Raw genomic sequence first — 23,149 nt, forward strand, 5'->3', positions numbered from 1 at the left:
ATTTAAATGGTTTCTTTATTTGCACACTAATACCTCTTTCCCTTATAAATACGTCCAAAATCTAGTATCTCATATATATTCAATGTAATGCGAGAACTATTTGTTATCTTCAAAATATTCTAACGTTTCTTTCAAATAATTCTTAGATGATTCAATAATCGGTTTTAATCTTACATTTACTTCTTTAAAATTAATTAATTCTAAATTTTTCAAATCAATTTTACTTTGAATAACCCTATCTTCTAAGCCAGCTACTTCAAGTATATTTTCTATTCGTAAAGAATTTTTTTTAGGCACTATTACATAAAACTGTTTATTCAAGATAATCGCTAAAGAAACTCCGTGAAAAGAACTAGTCAAAAATAATTCTGAGTGATAAATCAAATTTATAAAGTCAACAGGACCAGCATTTCTATCAAACATATCGCAATAGCATTTCTTTTTTAGTCCGCCTATTGCTATAACCCTAAGATTTTCTTTTTGGGAAATTTCTTTTGCCCAATCATCTAACAGATCATCTTGATTCACAGCATAAATTAAAATGTATCTCCCATACGTGTTTGCTTTCGTTTCTTCCAGATAATATTCCTTTGGAAAAAGAAATACAGGATCTAGAGTAAACTTTGTATTTATAAGACCAGCTTTAATTAATTGCTCCGCGCTTGCCTTTTCACGTACTGATATATACTTATATGATTTAATTCGTTCTTTAAGTTTTCCTACTGCATATTCGTTTAATTTTGTTCCCAAACTAGATGAATACGTCATCTTATTTACTGAGTTTGTGAATTCAAGATAATACGCGGGGTCATTCCCACGCGGTAGATTAATATTCCATACTTGGTCGCTCCCAAGTAAATAAACATCTGCTTCTGGTGTCATCTTGGACAACTCTTTAAAAGTTGTATATTCCCGAGTCCTCTTACTGTGCTTTTTAAAATAGGTTTCAAATTTTTTGTCTCTAATTATGTAATTCCATATAAAAACTGTATTCACTAATAACCAGCGTATATTCCCAATAAGATTTCTATCGTTAGGATTGTAATCTATTAATTCTACATCATAACCAAGTGATTCTATGTATTCATTTAATGCACAACTCTGTAAAGTTGACCCATAATTATTAATATTATGAATCGTTAATATTAAAATTTTCATTGCTTCACTCCTTTTTTCCTTCATATCAGCTTTTCATCTTTTTCTTTCTATAAAATAATTGCTTTAGAGCACCATTTTTCACTCTTTTTACTATACCTTGTGCTCTTGTTATATGCCAATCAACATAAACCCATTTTAATTTTCCCCATTCATCTAGTTGCGTCTTTGTAATATTTTGGGTATTATCAATAAATTGATTAGGAATAACAACAAACCCCTTAATTAGTTCTTTTGTATTATCTATCATTTTTCTTTTTTGCAGGTGCAAGTATGCAATTTCTTTCTCTTTTATTTCCTCTTCATTATAATAAACACAATTTAATTCTCCGTCTTTCCATCTAAAAGTGATAGTAGAATAACTGTTTTGTTTTCCAGCTAATTCAAATTCAAACTTATTCACTTTAATATCAGCAAAATCAATTTTGTCATAATTCTTAATACCTTCTTTTTCTGCTATCCAACTTATACCCATTCCAAACTTACTATCCCCCCACTCATCGTATCCGCAAGCATGTTGTGTAGAAAAAGCTTCTTTATATGTATAAGCTTGCTTGTAATAATGCTCTTTTAGGAATAAGTTATTCATTTTTTCATTGTTCTTATAAAGTGTTAAATGACCTCTCGAATATATCCTTTCATAGCTATTAAGCACTTCCCCTATCAAAAACTTTCTTAGATTTCCCCAAATTATATCACCATCACAATGTCCCCAAAAATCATACCCTTCAATTATCTCATTAAAAATCAAACCATAGGCCGGTTTATAATCGCATAATTTATAAGGCGAATCCAAGGTAATAATAAAGTTAAAAAGCGACTGTATTTTTTTCTTCACATCTTCAAAACTCATTGGTACTACATGAACATTAGGGGGGTAGTTTAATTCTGTTTTAATATCCGTAATTATATAAAAATCAATACTTGGATTATACCCCGCTGAGAAAAGCCACAGGTTAAAGTAATTCGGATATGCTCCAAAATACGGAATAATAATAGCTATTTTTTCCATGTCAAAAACTCCAATCATTTTTTATAATTATTATTTACAGATTGTTTTAGCTTAAGGCTAGTTACACTCCTCTCTTGATACAAAATAAAAGGAAAGTAAAAACAAATTGTTGTAGCTGTAAATACCGAAGCACCAAAAATCATTATGGTAAATAAAATACAAAGCATTTTCTGAAACATTTTAGCCCTCTTATAAGAATAAATCATTACCCATAATAAAAATATCCCACCTATAACACCAGTACAGTACCCAATGTAAGCAAGGCTATTAAAATATATATTGCTTGGTACATTACCATACCCCATTCCAATTATTTTAAATATAAAAGGCAAATCAAAGTAATATTTATATGCAATCATCCTTGCTAATACTGCATTTCCACCATCCGCATCAGAAAATGCTCTATCTACTATTTGTTGAATAAACCCTATTTGGGGGAGTATAAGAAAAAGAGCAATTACTATTGCTATAATAAATATAACACCCTCTCCTCGTCTTTCATTACTCACTTTCTTTATATCTTTCAAAGCATAAACAATCCATAAAAAAGCTACAAAAATCAATCCTATTCCTGAAGTAGACATAACAATCCCTATTGTAATTAAAATCGAATATAAAACATCTTTTTTATCGTCCTGATAATCAAATTTAAAGATGCAGTACGCTAAATAGATTATGCAAAACTGTGTAAACATTGCTGGTTCTAAAAAAAATGATGAAGGACGATAATAACCCTCTCCTGCTAGCAACGCACTAGTGGCCAGTATACTCATTGCATGTTGATCGCTCGTAACTAAATTAGGTATTATGCCGATTATTCTTATACCCCCAAAACTATAAATGACTGTTTGAATTATTATGAATACTGAAGACACAAGTGTAGCGTTTTTCAACACCTTTATCCCAAATTGAAAATCAAAATATTTCTTGTAACCCACAAATATAACAATAAAAATCAAAAAAACAAATTTGCCCATTCTAAGCAGAGGCAGCATATCAACTGCGCCCTGTAATCCAATAGATAACAATCCTCCTGTCATAATATATGTTAAAAATAAAAATAAGGGTGGGCATAAGGAAATGTTAATCGTGGATCTTAGAATTATAAATGGAGTGATTAACATGAATATAAAAGTTGCTACATCAATTCCTGGTATAGGGCTCTTATACTGAAAAAGTATTGGTGTTAAAACAATAGCTATTGTAAATAATTTTTTCATGATTTACTCCTAGTCTCAGTTTTTCCAAAAAGTACATATAGTAACTCATTCCAATCTTTGCAGTAAGGCTGCTTGGTTTCTTTTTCTTTAACCGGATTATATGACGCACAATATGATATTTCTTTTTCCATTAATTTAGCAAGTTCTTCTGGATTATCCGGGTTAAAAAACCATACTTTTTCATAAGTTCCAATAGTCTCATGCGCATAAGGCACATCTGCCAAAATAATTGGTTTTTCTGTTTTCTTAAACTCCGAAACCGGCAGTCCCCATGTTTCTAATTTTGATGGGAATATCATGCAATCCACAGTTTCATATAAATCAAATAACTTTTTCCTTTCTTGAAGTCCTATAAATTTAATACTTGACAATTTATTAAATCGTATTATCAAATCATTGGAATCCCTATTTTCAGTTCCATCCATAGTTAGCAGTACTTCGTAGCCACTTACATTTTTTTTATCCAATATTTTACACGCCTCGCAAATCACTTCAAAGTTCTTGAAAAATCGAGAATATGAAGGATATATGAATTGATATTTTTCTTTATATTCATTAACTCTATTATTGTTAGCGGTCATTTTAATATTCATAGTTGGTCTTGATACAATAATATCATTGACCTTATACATTTTGATAAACTCACATCTCATCCACTCCTGCTGCACAATAACTGCAGTATTTTTTTTAATATTAATTTTATATAAATACTTATAAAATAGAGAAAACAAAAAATTCTTGTAGCTATATTTTAAATTCTTAAGCTCAGTCTTCATAAATGGTGATGGATTGTGACAATAAACATATCTTTTAGTTGCTTTAACATTTGGTGTTATATCATGCAATGAAAGCCACACATCTATATTTTTATTTTTTGAATAAAAATAAAAATAAATATACTCATACCAAAGCCTATACAAATAATTTTTTCTTCCCTTTGGCAGTTCAATAAGCGTTACCTCATTGGAATATTCAATAAAGATCTCTTTTTTATGTACAAAAGCAATTATTTTATTAGTTTTATTTAATTTACTTTTAATAATATTATCTAAACAATCTTTATACACTGATAAAGGTCCACCCTCAAAAAAATTAATTCCTGATATTACTATCGTCTTCATAACATCTATATCTCCTATCATACAAATAAATAAAAGTAGTTTTGTAGTCTATATCTACAAAGTAATTTAAGTAAAATCCAAAAAATTATGTATAAATACTCAGCAAGTTTACTTTATGATTTATTTAATTTTTGTCCATTGTTTTGCTTTATCATTATATCTTTTAATAATCCCAGCAGGTGAACCAGCAACCATACAGTTATCACGAACATCCCTATTTACTACCGAATTTGCCCCAATAATACAACCATCCCCTATAGTAACCCCAGGCAAAATACAAACATTCTCGCCAATCCAAACATTATTTCCTATTGAAACAGTTCTTGTATATAAAGGTCTGTTATCTGGTGGAGTGTTGGGTGATGTATACTCAACAATACCTGAATAGTCTCCATGATTGATATCACTAATATATATTTTTGATGCCATAAGACAATTGTCACCTATAGTCACTTTCTCCCCTGCTGCAATATGAACATAATCGCCAATCTTGCAATTACTACCTATTATAAGTTTTTTTGTTCCACCGACACCAATATCAAACATTTCTAAACGGCAACTATATCCAGTAGTAAGCCCTCCACCATACCTTAAAAATTTTTTACCTCTAACGTATATTGGTCTACGTATTAACCGTGCGCCTTTATAAAATATTTTCGTATATATAAGTGATATTGCATTCTTAAATATTTCACCTAGCCCGTATCCATTTCTCATAATCATTTACAGCCCCTTAATTACATTTTCCAATTTTTCATTAAACGCCTCAACCGAAAATAGACTACTAAACAATTTATATGTATATTCTCTCATAACTAGCAATTCTTGCATACTTGCATTAGCTATCTCATTAGCTACATTTTCTATACCCTCATCTGTAACATTAATTCCAATCTTATACTTGTCCACTATCTGAGTTGTATCAGCTTGAATACTGTTTATAATCGGAAGCCCAGCTTGAAAATAGTCAACTGACTTCATCGTAAGCCCAACACAAACACTATCTTTCATAATGTTTAACCCAAACTGACATATATTAAATATCTCCTGTTTCTTCTGTGGATCATATATTTTCCCATGATATTCTACAATTGCACCAACACTTTTTGTCTCATCTATTAGAACATCCTTCCGCTCTCCATCTCCAATGATATGAAGTGTTACCGGTCTTATTCTATGTAATAACTCTACCAGTCTTTTTATTTTTGGAATATCAATTATATTATTTATTGATCCCAAGTAGCATAAGTGTATTTCATGTTTACTTAATATAGGTTTTTTTACTATATTAACTTCTTTTTTCGCTAGATATATTGTTGCAGTTTTAATTCCTGTTAATTGTTTTTTCAGTACTTCCTGATATAAATCACATTCTGTTATAACAACATCTGCAAGCCTCAAACCTTTATCCCTCATTAGCCTCCAAAAATTAAATGGGGGCATAGCTTTAATTTTCCCAACCGGCATAGTTTCTGGCCAAAGATCGATTAAATCAAAAATTAATTTTACACCTCTATGTTTTCTTTTATATTTAGCAGCAACTTTTGCTAAAGAGTTTGGTGGTACCATTACATATAGTAAGTCTGGCTGCAAATCTTCTACAAGTTGAAAAGCTTTCTTTGCATAACTATAATGCGATGTCATTCTCGCTACTGACATATTTTTATAATATGGTTTTGATTCAACAAACATAAAATTACGTTTGCTCTCATTGCGTTTAATCTTCTTAAAATGTCTAAAATCCGATTGAATAATTGTAACATCATGACCCTTATTGATAAAAAAATCATGAAGTAAATCTATTCTATCCTCATATGTATCAAAGCAATTGACAATAACTACCTTCACATTGGCACTTCCTTTGTACTAATCACCTTTTTTTTCTTTGTCACTTTCTTCTTCGTAACTTCCTTTGTCGCAGCCACTTCCCCTATGGCATCCACTAACTCAGTCAACAGAACTGACTCTTCTAAACTTCTGACGCAATAGTTTTCTTTATAAATTGACATACTCTTTTCATACACCAGGTTACCGAACGCTTTATTTACCATACTGACTCTCTTTGCAAGTAAGCTTAATAATGGATTTGCGAGCTTTGTTAATCTCACTCTCTTACCATAAGCCTCAGCTATAAGCCTTACCATTTCACTAGTCTTGACGTATTCTGTATTCTGTGGATAAAACACGCCATGCTCCTCATTTTCAATCATCAAACTTATGAACTCACATAAATTATCGATATGAAGCATACTTCGCTCGTTTTCTACATTAGGGAAAACGGGGAGTTTCTGTGCCATCTGTACCAACCGATTATAGTTCCCCTTTGAACCATTACCATAAATCATTGGAGGTCGCAACGCCACAACATTAAAACTGTCACCTTGCAACGCGAATATTCCCTGTTCTGCCTGTAGCTTGCTATTTCCATAAAAATTAGTAGGATGAGGTACGGTATTTTCGTTAATAATCTTTTTTTTGTTGATATCACTACTATCGCCATAGACAATTATACTGCTCATGAATATGAACTGCTTTACACCTTCATTTTTAGCTTTATTAGCAGTCTCTATAGCCAAATCTCGATTAACTTTATAGTAGAGCGCCTCCATTTTCGGATCTGCTGAAACATGAGCAATACCCGCAACGTAGAGAATTGCATCATACTCAGAAAATGATTTTTCTTTCCATGAGTCATCTCTTAAATCAATGGAGCCGAAAGTGTATCTGCCAAGGTACCGCAAACACCAATACTGAAAAGATTTACCTATGTAACTGTGTAAACCCGTTATTAATATTTTCTTTGGTGTAATAACAGATGTTGTTTTATTTTCATTCATTAAATTGCCCCCCCCTATACTTTCATGCAGTTGTAGCCGCACACTCTGCCATACTTCTATTGTACGTTGGAACTATCTCCCCTATTTTTTCAATTAATAATTGCACATCATCCTCCTCAATAATCCCCTTAAGTTCTTTCATTCTCTCCTTCATCTCCCCTAGATCACTAAATGTAGGTCTCCCTATAAAAATTTTCTCGTTTTTAGTATTAGTAAGTCCTTCTTCACTCATTAAAAGCTCTTCATAAAGCTTTTCTCCTGGCCTTAAACCTGTGATTTCTATTTTTATATCTTTATTTGGTTCAAACCCTGAAAGCTTTATTAAATCCCAAGCTAAATCATATATTTTAACAGGTTGTCCCATATCTAGCACGAATATTTCTCCACCTTGGGCATATGCACCAGATTGAAGCACCAATTGTGCTGCTTCTGGTATGGTCATAAAAAACCTAGTTATATTTCTATTAGTAAGTGTAACTGGACCGCCATGAGCTATTTGTTTATTAAATAGCGGTATGACTGACCCATTGCTCCCTAATACATTTCCAAATCTCACTGCTACGAAGTGTGTTTTACTTACCTTATCCATGGATTGTATAATCATTTCACACATTCTCTTAGTAGCTCCCATAACATTGGTTGGGTTTACTGCTTTATCAGTGGATATCATAACGAACTTTTCTACATTAAATTTATGTGCGCAACTTGCCACATTAAAAGTTCCGAATACATTGTTTTTTATGGCTTCCATAGGGCTGTCCTCCATTAGGGGAACATGCTTATGAGCCGCTGCATGAAAAACTATATTTGGTGAATACTTTTCAAAGACATTCTCTAATCTTTGCTTGTCTCGAACAGATCCTATTAATACTTTTAAATCTAATTTCGGATATCTATAATTAAGTTCCATTTTCAAATCATAAGCATTATTTTCATAAATATCAAAAATAACTAATTGTTTTGGTTCAAATTTAGAAATCTGGCGGCACAATTCAGAACCAATAGACCCTCCACCGCCTGTTACTAGTATAGTTTTATTGTGAATATAACTTTCGATACCTTTCATATCAAGTTCTACTGCTTTACGTCCTAGTAAATCCTCAATATTAACTTTTCTAATTTGATTTAGTGAACTTTTCCCGTTTATTATTTCATACATTCCTGGAATAATTTCTATTTTACAATTGGTTTTCTTACATATTTCTAAAATTTGTTTTTTATCCTCGTCCTCTATAGTTGGAATAGCTATAAGTATATTTTCTATAGCTTTTTCACTTGCTAATATAGGAATGTCGCGTCGATTCCCAAGGACCTTTATTCCCATAATACTGTTTCCTTTTTTGCGATTATCATCATCAATTACAACTACAGGCATATATTTACTCTCGTGACTACTTTTCATTTCTTTTATAACCATAGCTGCAGCTTCCCCAGCGCCAATTATCATTACTCTCTTTTTTTCACTTTTACTGGCATTCCAATCAATAATCCTTTCAAATCTGCCAAAAACTCTGTAGGACATTCGGAACCCAACTATAAAAATAATACTAAAAGCACAAGCAATTACACTCGCTCCATACGCAAATCTCTGTCCGAGAAGTCTAGTCGAAATAATGGTTACCATGTTTGCAGTAAGGCAACTACCAATAACCAACATAAATTCATCTATACTTGCATAACTCCAAAGGCTTCCATAAAGCTTGAAGAGATAAAAACAAACTATGTAGATAGCAGTTACAATTAATGCAATTGATTTGTAACTGTTGAAATAAAACGCAAAATCCCTATAATTATATCTAAAATAGAAAGCTAACATATATGCTAAGTTTATTAGTAATACGTCACTTAGTATTAATATTGGTCTTTCCCATTTGCCTAATGCCTTCATAATATCGCCCCATCTTTTATTTTTTCATATTTTTCTTATACTTTGTCCTATTCCCCGTAACCAACTTGTAACTAAACTGTTAATTTTAATTCAGCTAATTTCAACAAAATCTCTGATTATTATTATATTGCTTTGCAAAATTTACTGCAAATTCAATAATTATCAAATTACTTCATTAATATACATAAAGTACAGTATACGTTAAATTTCTAATTATTTCACGGTTTTAAAATTGCGTTTTAAGAATATAAATGCCTTTAAAACGTTGTATATCAACGCTTCATCATTCTACATCTATCGACTTAATATGTCTTTTCTTGTAATTTTCTTTTTTTATATATAGCAAAAATTGGTCATTTTTTTCTTGCGTTCTTTATGTAATTAAAAAAAACATTTAATATACAACCTAACTCATTAAAATCAAAAAGAGATAGAATTTGCTAGTTTAATATCTAAACTATCAAATTCTACCTCTTTATTTCGTATTTATTATTTTGCTTTCTTTCTACTACTATGCCCTTTGCCCTTTTCACCATATTCATATTGATAGTTATAGTAGCCTTTCTTCTTTGAATCCATTTTGTTAATTACTACCCCTAATATTTTTGCATTAACCTTCTCAAGAAGTCCTTTAGCTTTAATAACAGCATCTCGTTCTGCTTCACCTGCAGAAATAACTAGAAGGCATCCATCCGTATACTGTGATAGAATCTGTGCATCTGTAACCAATGTTATGGGAGGTGTATCTAATATTATATAATCATAGGTTTTCTTCAATTCCTCAATAAAATTTTTCATTTTTTCAGAACCTAAAAGCTCTGCTGGGTTTGGAGGTCTTGTTCCTGAAGATAAAACATGAAGGTTGGGTACTACAGTTTTCTGAATACTCACGTTTATGTCTACTTCATTTTCATTCACTAAAATATTAGATAACCCATTTGCATTAGAAAATCCAAAAACCCTATGTACACTTGGCTTTCTTTGATCACAATCTATTAGCAAAGTCTTACTTCCACCTTGAGCCATAACAATGGCTAAATTTGAAGAAGTTGTAGTTTTCCCCTCTCCAGGTCCTGAACTAGTTATCAGAATAGTTTTAATTTTTTTGTCAAAGGATGAGAATTCAATATTAGTCCTAAGTGTTCTATAAGCCTCTGACATTGGCAAATTAGGTTTTTTATATGTTATTAAGTCTAACCCTTTCAAATGCTTCACAACCTTTAATAATTATTTTATTTAAAGAAAAATTAATGCTTAAAAATTTGAAATATAGATTTCTTTTTTATTATTTTTTGATTATTTACTTCTATCTCTTTATCAAGTAATAAAAGCTCTAAATTCCTGGATACTTTTTTTTCTATTTCACTATCTATTTCAGAAGCGACTTTAAATCCTTTTCTAAGACCTGGGCATCTTGTATTTATAGAATGAGCATCTGACGCTATAAAGTTAGCTAATCCATAGCCTACCAACAACTTGGCACATCTTTGAACTTTCTTTCCAAATATACCTTGTAGACTTCCTGTATTAATCTGAAACAAACAATCCTCATCTATAAAGTCATTTATATTAGTTGGTGAGTTATATATATATTCATATCTTTCTGGGTGTGCAATTATAGGTTTAATACCAAGAATCCTTAGCTCATAAATTAAATCCAAGGCATCCTTTGGTAGTTTATCCATAGGAAATTCAATAAGCATATATCTTGTCCCATTTATTCCTCTTAATTTTTTCTGTTTGCACAACTTTAGTGCATGTTTGTTAAGCATTATTTCTTGACCTAAAAGAATTTCTACATTTATTCCTGCTTCCTTAGCAACCACCTTTAACTTCTGATGCAAGTTGAATATATCATCATAGTAATTATCATACATGTTTTTTACATAATGTGGAGTAACTACAATGGTTTTAGTCCCTTCTTTTTCAGCAAGTTTTAACATTTCAATGCTCATTTCCATGTCTTTTGATCCATCATCAATGCCCGGAAGTATATGACTATGAATGTCTATCATCTTAGCACCGCCTATTTTATACTTTCTACCCTTTTAGGTATTACTCCTAAAACTGGTAAGTCTATATATCTTTCCACATCACTTTCGGTCTTTATAGTGTTATCTAAAAATTCAAGAAGTAACACAATTCCCACTGAAACCATTAATCCTAGTAAAAATCCAACTGCCATATTTAATTTCTTATTGGGGCTTACAGGGACAGTTGGCATAATAGCCTTGTCCATAACCTGTATATCTCCACCTGTAGGATAAACCTTTTTTGAAGATTCTATAAATGAGGTCGAAATCGCATTTACAATATTAAAGGCCTCTCCAGAACTTTTACTCTTAGCACTAATTCCTAAAATTTGAGTTTCAGTTTCAGGAGTAACCGTTATGCTCTCTTTAATTTGATTTAAAGTTAGATTACTATGTAGTTTGTTCAAAGCTCCCTGTGCTACTAAATCAGATCCTGCAATTTTACTGTAGGTTTTAACCAAATTTTGATACATCATTGCATCATTTAGTTGTGAAGTCACACTTGCAGTGCTCTGTGGTTTTCCCACGATTATACTTGTTTTTGCTTCATATGTCGGTTTAATAACAAGAAAACTTATTAGACCTGCTATTAAAGTAAACCCTACTGTGATTATAACTATTAACCATAGCTTTTCCCTTATTATTGCAAAAATATCTGTAAGACTAATTTCCATTTCTTCATTCATCTGTATTTCCCCCTAGTAAAAATCATCTGAACATATTGTATCATTATTTGCCATTTGGGTAAATAATAATTTTTTATAAATTATTGTAATTTTAAGATCGATTTTATTTTTTATTATTTTTTCTGAAAATAGAATCTTTTGCTCTTTATTTGTCGAAATAAGATATAAAATAGAATATGATTCTTTCTTTAATTAGAAGGTATTACTCTACATAATATAGAATATATAACCATATGATTATTTGTAATTTTATGGGGAAACGAGGAAGCACGTTCTGTAATTGGGCACCTGGAACGTATGGAGTTTATGGTGCAACCCACCCAATCTACACATGTAGGTTGGTTTTTTTTGTTTTTTATTACTTTGTTAAATAAAAAGCTATGAAAATAAATAAAATAATTATTAGGAGGCGTTAGGAATGTTTTTTAAAGGGCTATTTAGAAGGAAATTATCAATTAAACAAGGTAAAAAATTGCTTACAGAATATTGTAAATTAAATGGATTTACCGATAGTTCATCCCAATGGAAGAATACTACATATGATAAACATTGGTTTCCATATTTTAAGCGTACAAATGTAATGGTAGCAAATAATTGGGTGGCCTATCACCCTACTCGTGGAAATGATAAATACAGTGTATGGATTGATTTAATGACTGAAGAAATAAGAGAAGTTTTAAGAGGACCATCTTAATCCTTTTTATGTAGGAACCATCAGTTTAAATAACCGATGGCTCCTAATTTTTATTCTAAGTATTCTTTGATTGCTTCCTGCCAAGTCCTAGTTATATCCCCAGTAGTTAATTCTAGCATATAATTTCTGAGAACTGAATATTCTGGTCTTTTTGCTGGTCTTGGAAATTCATCCGTTGTGCAAGGAGAAACCTCTGTATCTATGCCCTTTATTCTAAATATTTCTTTAGTAAATTCATACCATGTGCATTCACCCTTGCATGTGCAATGAAATACTCCATAATTCTTATCTTCAATAAGTTTAATTATAACCCTAGCTAAATCTTTTGTGCTTGTAGGTGTTCCTTTTTGGTCATTTACCACTTTCATTGTCTTATGAGTTTTGCTTAAATTTATCATAGTCTTTACAAAGTTATTGCCGTCTCCGTAAAGCCATGCAGTTCTAACTATGTAATGCTTAGGATTGTGGTTTTTAACTAGTATCTCTCCCTCAAGCTTTGTTTTTCCATAAACAGTTTGTGGGTTTACTGGATCAAATTCTGTTAGTGATTTATTAAGATTACCATCAAACACATAATCTGTTGACACTTGTACAATTTCTGCACCAATTTGGTTTGCAGCTGATGCTAAGTTTTTAGGTCCAATCGCATTTATCTTGTATGCCATGTCTTCCTCAGTCTCGCACTTATCAACAGCGGTATGTGCAGCACAGTTGATAATAACATCTGGTTCCATTTCATTTACAAAACTATATACATTATGTACGTTTGTTATATCTAAATCTTCTCTCTTAGCTAGTATTAAATCAATGCCTTTTATCTCCTTATATTGGTTGGCCAGTTCTCTTCCCAGCTGCCCATTAGCTCCTGTGATTAATATCTTCATAATTCATTCTCCTCTTTATATATAATGCACTTACTTGTACAAGTACACCTATAAATTTAACTTAATATAAATTATAACCCATTTTTATAATTAATTGGAGAAAATCTAAAGAATAAAGAGATAGAAATTGCTAATTTTATATCTTAACTAGCAATTTCTACCTCTTATATTGTAATTATTTTTTGTTTTTATTACTACTTTATTTACCTTTTCAATTTTGCGCTTTATTTATATTGATAGTTATAGTTATAGAAGCCTCTCTTTTTAAAATCCATTTTATTAATGACTACTCCTAATATCTTTGCGTTGACTTTATTAAGAAGTCCTTTAGCTTTAATGGCTGCTTCTCGTTCTGCTTCTGCAGACGAAATAACTAACAAACATCCATCCGTATATTGAGCTAGAATTTGTGCATCCGTAACTAAAACAATTGGAGGAGTATCTAAAATTATATAATCATAGGTTTCCTTTAATTGCTCAATAAAATTTTTCATTTTTGTAGAGCCTAAAAGCTCCGCTGGGTTTGGTGGCCTTGTACCTGAAGATAACACATGAAGATTTTTTAATTTTGTTTTATGAATACATTTATCTATGTCTTCTACATTTTCATCCACCAAGATATCAGATAATCCCTTTTCGTTAGAGAATCTAAATACCTTGTGTACACTTGGTTTTCTTTGATCACAATCAATTAATAAGGTCTTGCTTCCACCTTGTGCCATAACTATGGCTAAATTTGAAGACGTGGTAGTCTTCCCCTCTCCTGGTCCGGGACTAGTTACCAATATGGTTCTAATCTTTTCATCAAAGGAGGAGAACTGAATATTAGTCCTAAGAGTTCTGTATGCCTCTGATATTGGTAAATTAGGTTTTTTATATGTTACTAAATCTAACCCTTTCATTTGATTCATCACCTTTCCTAATTATTTTATTTCATCTGTTACTTTTGGTATTATTCCTAGTATTGGTAAGTCTAAATATTTTTCTACATCACTTTCGGTCACTATGGTGCTATTGGAATATTCAAGAAATAACACAACTCCCGCTGAAATCATGAGTCCTAAAATTAATCCAATTAACAGGTTGAGATTTTTGTCAGGGCTAATAGGGCTTGTTGGCATAACCGCCTTATCCATAACTTGTATGACTCCATTTGTGGGATAAATAGTTTTTGAGGATTTTATAAAGGAAGATGCTACTGCACTTGCAATATCAAATGCTTCTTTAGGATTGTCACCCTTGGCATCAAATTCTAAAATTTGGGTTCCGGGTTTAGTAGTTACCGTAATCCCACCTTTTATCTTACCTATGGTTGTGCTGCCCTTTAGCTTATCCACTGCCCCTTGTGCTACTAGATCAGATGTAGCAATTTCGCTATATGTTTTAACTAAATCCTGATACATTTTTATATCATTACTTTGCTCAACACCACTGGTACTCCCGGATGGCTTGCCAACTATAATACTTGTTTTTGCTTCGTATACTGGTTTAATAACAACAAAACTAATTATCCCAGCTATTATAACAGTTCCTACAGTTATAGAAATTATTAACAATAACCTTTGTTTTATTATTAATAAAATTTGTTTTATACTAATATCCATTTCTTCATTCATCTAAATTTCCTCCTAATATAAAATATTACTTTATGTTAAACGACTTTTTATAATTATCTATATCTATATCTTCATTAAATTTTCTAGCAAAAATGCAATCAGAGTTTTGCTTCATTTTAATGTTTTCAAAATCATCTATTGTTAATATCTTAGGATACTGCGGACCACTATTCCAATCAATATATCTAAGAGCCATGTGGTTATCATCATAGTTGACCTCATACTTATATATTTTATCCTTATATTTAGAATTCATTATTATAGTTTGGAAAAACACTTCATCTGCACAGAAAGATTTTTCAAAAGCAGTCTGGTACCATTTATTCTTTTCTAAAAACTCCAGTATATAGTTACATAATCCTCCACTTAAACAAAACCAATTAGGACCTTTATACAACTTGGGAAGCATTTTGGATCCTTTGCTCCTTCTGAGTGGTATAATCTTACTTTGTATTTTAAAAACTATAGATTGGAGAACACTTTTATTTCTTTTAAAACATAAACCCTTATGTTCATATTTAATATTATTTTCTAACTCATTCCTATTACATTCTTTTTGTATTCCTACAAATTCTTTCCCATTGTTTTTAGAGAAAAAATCTTTGATTTCATTATTATTTTTTAGAGGTAAACAATCTCCAGATAACAAGCATATATAATCATACTTCTTTCGGGATGCCTCCCTTAGTAAAAGGAGCATACATTCTATTTGAGAATAGCTAGCCCATGTAACATCTATATTACCTTCAATAAAATTAACTTTATTTTTATACTCATTAAAATCTTTAATATCTGCTTTTTTATCTACATGTAAATATATGTTGTTATTGCCATTTGATAAAATACCAATGGTTGTTCTTAAAATCTTTGTATTCCTATGACAAATTATGCAATAAGCTATCTCCATTTAAGTTAGTACCTCCTTTTCTTTCTTCTTTTGATTTCTATCCTGTAGGACCTTTGATGTCCATTTTATTATAAAATTAATAGTCATAGACGATTCAAGGCATAAAACAGTTAACCAAATTACAATCAATATAGATAACTTCGGAAAGAATACTAATGTTTGAAAGTAATAAAAGATAAAGAAACTCTGAACTAACCATATATTTGTGGAATGTTTCCCCAAAGCTAAAAATATATTTTCACTCCAATTGTGGCAAATTCTATTTCGGCATATTTTATTTGAACTTTCATTTTTATAAACAAGATTCGCACAAAATAATACGAATATTGGTGCTAATATAAAATCAACATATGAAGAATTCCCTTTTCCGATTATTTCAAATGCATATGAGAACCCAACTCTAATTATCATGATAACTAAAATCATAATAATATAAAATGATTTTCTATCTAACTTCTTACTAGATAACCATTTTGTTATAAGACTAAATAAGTTATACTTCGAGGCTAAACATCCTAAACAGAATGTCATTTGCCAGAACAAAATTTGTTGTATATCATTATATATAAAATTTTTCTCCAAAAATGATAATCCTGGTTGAATCTTTGGCATTGCTTCCATTCCGATTGACACAAGATACAACCCTAAAGATAACATAAGTGAAGATTTAATTTGTTTTTTTAACAAACGTTTTATAAGTGGAAAAAGCAATAATAACTCTATATACAAGCGAACGAACCACCACTCATAGTTATATGAATAACTTAAAGTGAATAAGTTTTTCATAAATATAATTATGTTAAAGTGATATGCTGGCTTATCACTAAACCACACTAGACCTACTGGAACGAATATTATAAAAATCACCCAATAGTTTATCAAAAACTTCATCATCTTATGGACTGAATCCTTAAATGTAAAATTCTCTTTTTTAGTGGAACTTATGTACAGTCCATATCCGCTTAGAAATAGGTACATTGCTACACATATCTTTCCAAAGTCACCTAACAAAAACTCAATACTATTCCCTGGCAAAACACTTGGTGTAAAAAGTGGCATCATAGATACATATGACACATTTTGTATTCTATCCGGGAATGCAAATAAGTGATGAATCATCATTAGGATAATTGCAATTCCTTTGGCTATTTGAGTATGTGTTTTGGTAAATTCAAAGTTCTTAGTCTCCATATATTACATTTTTCGCAGCTACTTTCTTATATAAATCACTAAACTTATCGTTGTCTTTCAAAGTCTGAAGATACGCCATAAATGGTTCTTTTAACTCATCTCTTTTTAAAGCAAACTCTACAGTAGCTTCAAGAAATCCTTGTTTATCACCTACATCATATCTACGTCCCTCGAATATATATGCATACATATCTTGCCTTGCTATTAATGTCTTTAGAGCATCCGTTAACTGAATTTCTCCGCCCTTACCAGGTTTCGTATTATCCAATATATCAAATATCTCTGGAGTTATTATATATCTACCAAGTATGGCTACGTTTGACGGTGCTACATCTACTCCTGGTTTTTCAACAAGGTTATTTACCTTATAAACCCTATCACTAAGTTGTACTCCATCAACTATTCCATATTTATCTACATTTTTTCTCTCTACTTCTTGAACTCCTACGATTGTTGCATTCTTTTCCTCGAAACAATCCATAAGCTGTTTTAAGCAAGGAGTTTCAGCATCAACTATGTCATCACCTAGCATTACAGCAAATGGTTCATTACCTACAAATGCTCGTGCACAGTTGATAGCATGTCCAAGTCCTTTAGGTTCCTTTTGTCTTATAAAGTGTATATTTACCATGTTTGATATTTCTCTAACCTGTTTAAGTAGGCCATCTTTATGCTTATTTTCAAGTTCTAACTCAAGCTCTACTGATTTATCAAAGTGATCTTCAATAGACTTTTTATTTCTTCCTGTAATAATTAATATTTCCTCAATTCCTGCCTCTATAGCTTCTTCTATAATATACTGCATTGTAGGTTTATCAACTATAGGTAACATTTCTTTTGGTAATGCCTTCGTTGCTGGTAAAAACCTTGTTCCTAGTCCTGCTGCTGGTATAATTGCTTTCTTTACTTTCATATAATACATCCCCTTTTAATCAATTTCATGCTAAAACCCTAAATATTTACTCGCTAGTTTGTTCCCAATAATTTTATTTGTTACTATTATGCTAAGCATGCTTAGTACTAAAATTGCTGATAGTTCAATTAGCTGATAAACCGGTAAAATATTATGAATGGATGGTATATATGACATCCCCTTACTAACAATCAAAATCCAGAAACAGTGCACATAAAAGATTCCATATGAGTAATTACCGATCCTTGTAACAAAATTTACTTTTGTAATAATCTTGTTCCCTTTCACTGCAAAAATAAGATTTATTAATGAAAAAGAATATAAAAACGATGATATTTTAACTTGACTCGATGCAAATCCCACTGGGAATTTCAAATATAACATACCATAACATTCAATTATGCTAAATAGTAAAGCACATCCCATTATAATCAAAGCTTTGGAAACATTTTTAGATCCTGCTCCATCTTTTTTTCTTGATTTAAATCCATTGAGTTTTACGTGCAATCCTATGTAGTAAAACAAAAACCAACCAGGAAAAACAGTTGCATAAAACGGTATTTGATCCTTTGTAATGTATGTGTATGCGTACATTATAATTAAAAAAGTTGGCGTTATGCACAATGCCACTAGATTCAAATACTTGTTTCTTAAACATTTTATAAGTAAAGGCGTAATTATTACTAATTGAATCAAAACAACAATGTAGTATAGCGGCGTTGATGCTTGCCCTGTTACTATATTAAAAATAATCTTTGTAACATCTACGTTAAAGCCACCCTTTGCTATATTAATAATAGAATAAAGTATAGACCAAACGAGAAAAGGAATTACTAGACGCCTCACTCTACTCCCATAATACTTTAATGGCTTTTGTTCTACTTTTGTAATATTCGTAAAATATGCTGTTAGAAACACAAAAACCGCAACAGGGAAATTGACAAATTGCCGAAATATTAACCAGTAATCATAATTAAATGAAAACAGCGGTGAATCTTCATATTCAATTCCGTTCTGACAGTGAATGAGCATAACGCATATTATACAAATAGCTCTTATAATCTCAAAATAGTTATCCTTCTGTTTAGTTTTAACTATTATTTCATCTATAGTTGACACCTCATTTTAGTTACTATTTTTTCTTATCTATTATATCAATCATATTACCTCTTCTTTTTAACTTTGCTAAATATACCCGCAAATATATTTTTCTCATAGTCGTTAAGACCCATATACCACATTAGCACGGAGTATATACATACATATGCTATTATCTTAACTCCCAAAATTAAAAGGTTTGATGATGCTATAAAATGATTTGTAATTATTCCAATAGCCATGACTATTGCTATTGGTGGCGTCATCGCAAAAATTTCTTTTGCAAATGCTTTTATGTCAATTCCAATTACCTTATGATAATAAATATTTATTACAAACCAATTACCAATAACAAGCCCTACGCCTGTACCAATAGCACATCCAATTCCTCCATACATTTTAGCAAGTGGTATTGATAATGCAACATTAAATAATGCAATAGCAAAATACATTTTCGATCTAAATGCATGTTTGTTTTTTGCTTGTATTATTACAATTCCCATACTTTGAATTAATGGTACAAGCAGTGGAACCATAACTATTAACGACATATAGTAGGCATTTTTAAAATCCGGTCCTGCCCAAAACACTATGAAACTTTCGCCGTATATTATAAATCCTGATAGAAGCATTGCCATAATGGCATACTGTATACGACCTACTTTATTAAACATGCTATTTATCTCAGTCATATCCTCAGTTTTTGCAGAAATCGCTGCTATTCGAGGCAAGAATACGCTATTAACACTTGAGGAAAAGTTTATGTAGTACTGATCCAATTGAGATGCTATAGAATATACCGCTACAACTGATGTTCCAGCTACGATTCCTAAGATTATCTGATCTGTTTTAAAATAAATTTGATCTATAACCATATTTAAGAAAATGAAGAATGAAAATATCGTCATTTCTTTTACAAGAACTTTGTTCCAGCAATATAGTTTTATTTTCGCTTTTATCTTGAACATTGCATAGTAAATTTTAATAAGTATTGTACCAATATTAAATACTGATATTACTATAACAAGTCCTATTACATCTGCTTTATAATACATAACAGCAATTACAACAAATGGCTGAAGCACAGTTTGAAGAATTGACAATCCACGAACAAATATAAATCTTTCATGCGAATTTATAACCGCAGTAAATATATTTGAAGGAATTGTTATAGCTATATTTACCATCTGTATAATATAAATTTGTTTAGCTTTTACAAGCTCATCTACTGTTAATGATTTTCCAAATATATCACCTAACTTAAAATATATAATAACACCTGCGATTAGTACAACCACTGTTATGATGCCATATATAATACATGATATAGCTAAAACATTTGATTGATTCTCCTCGTCTTTCAAGGCCAGGTACCTTGAATAATATCTTGTTATGGTATTCGATAATCCAAAATCCATAACTGCCATATATGCAATTAAAGATCCCATTAATTGATACAATCCGTATTGTTCTTTACCTAAAAAGTGTAGTAGCATAGGTACATATATAAGTCCTATAACTATACTAAAGAACATTGATACATAAGATAAAACTATTCCTGCTCTTCTTTGATTAACTGCCAAATCTATCTACCCCAATTCCCCTAAAAATTAGTTCCTGAAATTTCCTTTAATGTCTTCATAATAGTTTCATTTGCTAATTTATTTTTTTCACTCATTTTTTTCTGTATTTTGTCATATTGTGAATCAATAACATTTAATAATTCAACAAATTTTGATTTCATTTCATCATAAGTTAAATGTCTAACGTCTATTATATAATCCCCTAAACCATATCTTTCTCCAATAATGCCCCAATACTTAGAACTATATGATAATGCTATAGCTGGTGTTTCACACTGAATGGACGAAACCACTGGATGCATTCTGCTTGATATAGTAATTAAAGATTGTTGTATATAGTTTCTTACTTGATATGGGAACATCTCACCTGATTCAATAATGATTCTGTTTTTATATTTATTCTTAACTAAAGCAAAAAGTTCATTTGCAATAATTCTATCGTCTACAGTTTCTGGCTTTATAACATGAGCAAGTATAACAACTTTTTTATCTGGATACTTCTCCATTATCTTATCAATCATAAACAAATTAAAATCGATCCATTCCGGTCTTTTGCCTTCCTTTGAAAATCTATATATTAGCTCACTTGGGCAATATGTTATGAATTCTTTAGTTCGCTTTTTCTCTTCTTGTTTAGATAGGGTTAAAAGAGCTAAATCATCTGTAATTGCTATATTCTTTAATCCGAGCTCATCAAGGTATTTATATGTAATTGGATCCCTTGGATATATTTTATCTATTTTACTTAAAAGATATTTCATCACTGGTTTTCTAAAAGATTCATAAGGTCCCATAGTTTGTCCTAGCATTACAACTTTCAAACCTTCTCTTTTTAATATGTTAAATCTTATTCCATTAACTATAGGTCTTTTCCATCCATAATCCTCGGTAAAATCATCTCCACCAAGTACAACTACTAAATCTATCTTTTTAATGAAATCCGAAATTATATTTTTCATTCTTAAATAACCACAGATATAGTCTTTTTTACTTGTTCCCTCTTTAAAAAGAGAATTCTGAAGCACTGGATAAATTTCATTAATTTCTGTAGCTTCTCGTAACCTTGTTATATTCACTTCATCATCAGTTTCAACAAAATAATTATTTTTTTCACCTGTTATTTTATTGAAGTAACTTACAAAGTTTTCTCCCATCATCATAGATCCGTAATTAAATGTGTTAGGACAGTTATATACATATATATTCATATTTTAACCTCGCTTAATTTATCTATTTTTTGTTAATATTTTTTTATCTTTATTCCTTTATTTCTTTATTTCTTTATTTTATTCTTCAATTTAAATATTCCACTATACAATTGTGGTGATGTTAAAAACATTTTAACCTTAAATAATATTTTAATGTTCTTTCCACTATATTTTTTCATGATAGAAATTACTTCTCTGTTTAATGTAGGATAATCTCTCTCAATATCATCATATAATTTTTTAAAACTATCTTTATTAAATGCACCGTTTTTATAAATACAATCTAAGCAACAGTCAAAATTATATATATAGTTGTCCACCATATGTTCATTCTTCATTTTTGCAGATATTATTTCTAATTCACTATCTCCTAATTTATCAATGTATTTGTACGTTCTTTGCATTGCAAACATTGCATCGAACCGTTTTATATTATAACTGTTAGATATAGATGTTCCCCTCATCACATAACACGTAAGAGTTTTATCTATAAAAGCTACTGTTTTTGCTCTGGATAATGATTTAATTGTAAATTCTTGATCTTCTCCATTAGCACAGCCTTCTTTATATCTTAAATTATAAAGGCTTAAGAATTCTTTTCTGTAAACTGCACTTCCTGTATATAACCACATATTCTTATAGTTAATCATATTATTTAATGCTTCTGTGCCAGTCATATTTTTTTGCTTTAACTTATAAACATCAGAATAGTTTTGTAAGACAGATCCATTCTCATCAACTATATTACATCCCCAAAACAGAACATCTTTTCCAACTTCATCAATGTTTTTGTATATGTGCTCTACTGTATCTTTATCTACATAATCGTCTCCATCTAAAAACATTATGTATTTACCTTTTGCTGCTTCTATTCCTTCATTTCTAGCTGTGCTTACTCCACCATTTGCCTTTTGGATTACTTTACAATAATCTAAGTTATTTTCTTCTATACATTCGGAAATTACTTTTAAAGTATTATCTGTGGAACCATCATCAACTATGATAATTTCGAACCCTTTTTTAGTTTGGGCAATAAGAGAATTTATTGTTTTTTTTATATATTTCTCTACATTGTATGCCGGGATAATAATACTTAATTTCAT

22 protein-coding genes and 1 riboswitch are annotated in these 23,149 nt (G+C 30.6%); of the genes, 1 reads left to right on the forward strand and 21 read right to left on the reverse strand.

The window, feature by feature from the left end:
* Positions 1-96: 96 nt before the first annotated feature.
* The 11 genes from LGK95_RS10400 to LGK95_RS10455 form a co-directional block, all read right to left on the reverse strand.
* The gene (locus LGK95_RS10400; RefSeq protein ID WP_226124722.1) at positions 97-1,158 is read right to left on the reverse strand and encodes a polysaccharide pyruvyl transferase family protein; all 1,062 of its coding nucleotides are present in this window, start codon (positions 1,156-1,158) and stop codon (positions 97-99) included.
* Positions 1,159-1,183: 25 nt separating this feature from the next.
* Positions 1,184-2,167 (reverse strand): DUF6625 family protein, encoded by a 984-nt coding sequence (locus tag LGK95_RS10405; protein ID WP_226124723.1) that lies wholly within the window; start codon positions 2,165-2,167, stop codon positions 1,184-1,186.
* A 14-nt stretch (positions 2,168-2,181) separates the two neighbouring features.
* A complete protein-coding gene (locus LGK95_RS10410) occupies positions 2,182-3,387 on the reverse strand; it encodes a hypothetical protein (RefSeq protein ID WP_226124724.1) in 1,206 nt (401 codons plus the stop codon).
* Positions 3,384-4,508, reverse strand: a complete 1,125-nt coding sequence (locus LGK95_RS10415; RefSeq protein ID WP_226124725.1) for a glycosyltransferase — start codon at positions 4,506-4,508, stop codon at positions 3,384-3,386. The genes LGK95_RS10410 and LGK95_RS10415 overlap by 4 nt, the downstream gene beginning before the upstream one ends.
* Positions 4,509-4,628: 120 nt before the next feature.
* Positions 4,629-5,231, reverse strand: coding sequence for a DapH/DapD/GlmU-related protein (locus tag LGK95_RS22660; protein WP_319001916.1), 603 nt, complete (start codon positions 5,229-5,231; stop codon positions 4,629-4,631).
* Positions 5,232-6,356: a glycosyltransferase gene (locus LGK95_RS10430; RefSeq protein ID WP_226124726.1), complete on the reverse strand. Its 1,125-nt coding sequence runs from the start codon at positions 6,354-6,356 to the stop codon at positions 5,232-5,234.
* Entirely contained in the window at positions 6,353-7,345 is a 993-nt protein-coding gene (locus LGK95_RS10435; protein WP_226124727.1) for an NAD-dependent epimerase/dehydratase family protein, read from the reverse strand. Before LGK95_RS10435 ends, LGK95_RS10430 begins: the two co-directional genes overlap by 4 nt.
* A 22-nt stretch (positions 7,346-7,367) precedes the next feature.
* Positions 7,368-9,233 carry a nucleoside-diphosphate sugar epimerase/dehydratase gene (locus tag LGK95_RS10440; RefSeq protein WP_226124728.1) on the reverse strand — a complete coding sequence of 622 codons (1,866 nt, stop codon included), beginning with the start codon at positions 9,231-9,233 and terminating at the stop codon, positions 7,368-7,370.
* Between the two features lie 489 nt (positions 9,234-9,722).
* Positions 9,723-10,394: a CpsD/CapB family tyrosine-protein kinase gene (locus LGK95_RS10445; protein WP_226124796.1), complete on the reverse strand. Its 672-nt coding sequence runs from the start codon at positions 10,392-10,394 to the stop codon at positions 9,723-9,725.
* A gap of 86 nt (positions 10,395-10,480) precedes the next feature.
* Positions 10,481-11,248: a tyrosine-protein phosphatase gene (locus LGK95_RS10450; protein WP_226124729.1), complete on the reverse strand. Its 768-nt coding sequence runs from the start codon at positions 11,246-11,248 to the stop codon at positions 10,481-10,483.
* A gap of 11 nt (positions 11,249-11,259) precedes the next feature.
* Positions 11,260-11,952, reverse strand: a complete 693-nt coding sequence (locus LGK95_RS10455; RefSeq protein ID WP_226124730.1) for a YveK family protein — start codon at positions 11,950-11,952, stop codon at positions 11,260-11,262.
* Between the two features lie 246 nt (positions 11,953-12,198).
* Positions 12,199-12,282, forward strand: a riboswitch (cyclic di-GMP riboswitch).
* Positions 12,283-12,370: 88 nt separating this feature from the next.
* On the opposite strand from LGK95_RS10455, the gene LGK95_RS10460 reads away from it, so the two are divergent.
* Entirely contained in the window at positions 12,371-12,646 is a 276-nt protein-coding gene (locus LGK95_RS10460; protein ID WP_226124731.1) for a hypothetical protein, read from the forward strand.
* Positions 12,647-12,696: 50 nt separating this feature from the next.
* Here the strand turns inward: LGK95_RS10460 and rfbD are convergent, their stop codons facing one another.
* From rfbD to LGK95_RS10510, 10 genes are all read right to left on the reverse strand, one after another.
* Positions 12,697-13,530, reverse strand: a complete 834-nt coding sequence (gene rfbD, locus LGK95_RS10465) for a dTDP-4-dehydrorhamnose reductase (RefSeq protein WP_226124732.1) — start codon at positions 13,528-13,530, stop codon at positions 12,697-12,699.
* 224 nt (positions 13,531-13,754) lie between these two features.
* Positions 13,755-14,432 carry a CpsD/CapB family tyrosine-protein kinase gene (locus tag LGK95_RS10470; RefSeq protein WP_226124797.1) on the reverse strand — a complete coding sequence of 226 codons (678 nt, stop codon included), beginning with the start codon at positions 14,430-14,432 and terminating at the stop codon, positions 13,755-13,757.
* 21 nt (positions 14,433-14,453) lie between these two features.
* Positions 14,454-15,146, reverse strand: coding sequence for a YveK family protein (locus LGK95_RS10475; protein WP_226124733.1), 693 nt, complete (start codon positions 15,144-15,146; stop codon positions 14,454-14,456).
* 25 nt (positions 15,147-15,171) lie between these two features.
* Positions 15,172-16,053, reverse strand: coding sequence for a beta-1,6-N-acetylglucosaminyltransferase (locus LGK95_RS10480; protein WP_226124734.1), 882 nt, complete (start codon positions 16,051-16,053; stop codon positions 15,172-15,174).
* Entirely contained in the window at positions 16,054-17,244 is a 1,191-nt protein-coding gene (locus LGK95_RS10485) for an acyltransferase family protein (RefSeq protein WP_226124735.1), read from the reverse strand. It abuts the gene before it with no gap.
* Entirely contained in the window at positions 17,234-18,157 is a 924-nt protein-coding gene (galU, locus tag LGK95_RS10490) for a UTP--glucose-1-phosphate uridylyltransferase GalU (RefSeq protein WP_226124736.1), read from the reverse strand. The genes LGK95_RS10485 and galU overlap by 11 nt, the downstream gene beginning before the upstream one ends.
* Positions 18,158-18,187: 30 nt before the next feature.
* The gene (locus tag LGK95_RS10495) at positions 18,188-19,276 is read right to left on the reverse strand and encodes an acyltransferase (RefSeq protein WP_226124737.1); all 1,089 of its coding nucleotides are present in this window, start codon (positions 19,274-19,276) and stop codon (positions 18,188-18,190) included.
* A 44-nt stretch (positions 19,277-19,320) separates the two neighbouring features.
* The gene (locus LGK95_RS10500; RefSeq protein WP_226124738.1) at positions 19,321-20,838 is read right to left on the reverse strand and encodes a lipopolysaccharide biosynthesis protein; all 1,518 of its coding nucleotides are present in this window, start codon (positions 20,836-20,838) and stop codon (positions 19,321-19,323) included.
* Between the two features lie 20 nt (positions 20,839-20,858).
* The gene (locus tag LGK95_RS10505) at positions 20,859-22,046 is read right to left on the reverse strand and encodes a polysaccharide pyruvyl transferase family protein (protein ID WP_226124739.1); all 1,188 of its coding nucleotides are present in this window, start codon (positions 22,044-22,046) and stop codon (positions 20,859-20,861) included.
* Between the two features lie 65 nt (positions 22,047-22,111).
* Positions 22,112-23,149 (reverse strand): glycosyltransferase family 2 protein, encoded by a 1,038-nt coding sequence (locus LGK95_RS10510; protein WP_226124740.1) that lies wholly within the window; start codon positions 23,147-23,149, stop codon positions 22,112-22,114.

The organism is Clostridium algoriphilum (genome assembly GCF_020443705.1).
Lineage (GTDB): Bacteria > Bacillota > Clostridia > Clostridiales > Clostridiaceae > Clostridium_AD > Clostridium_AD algoriphilum.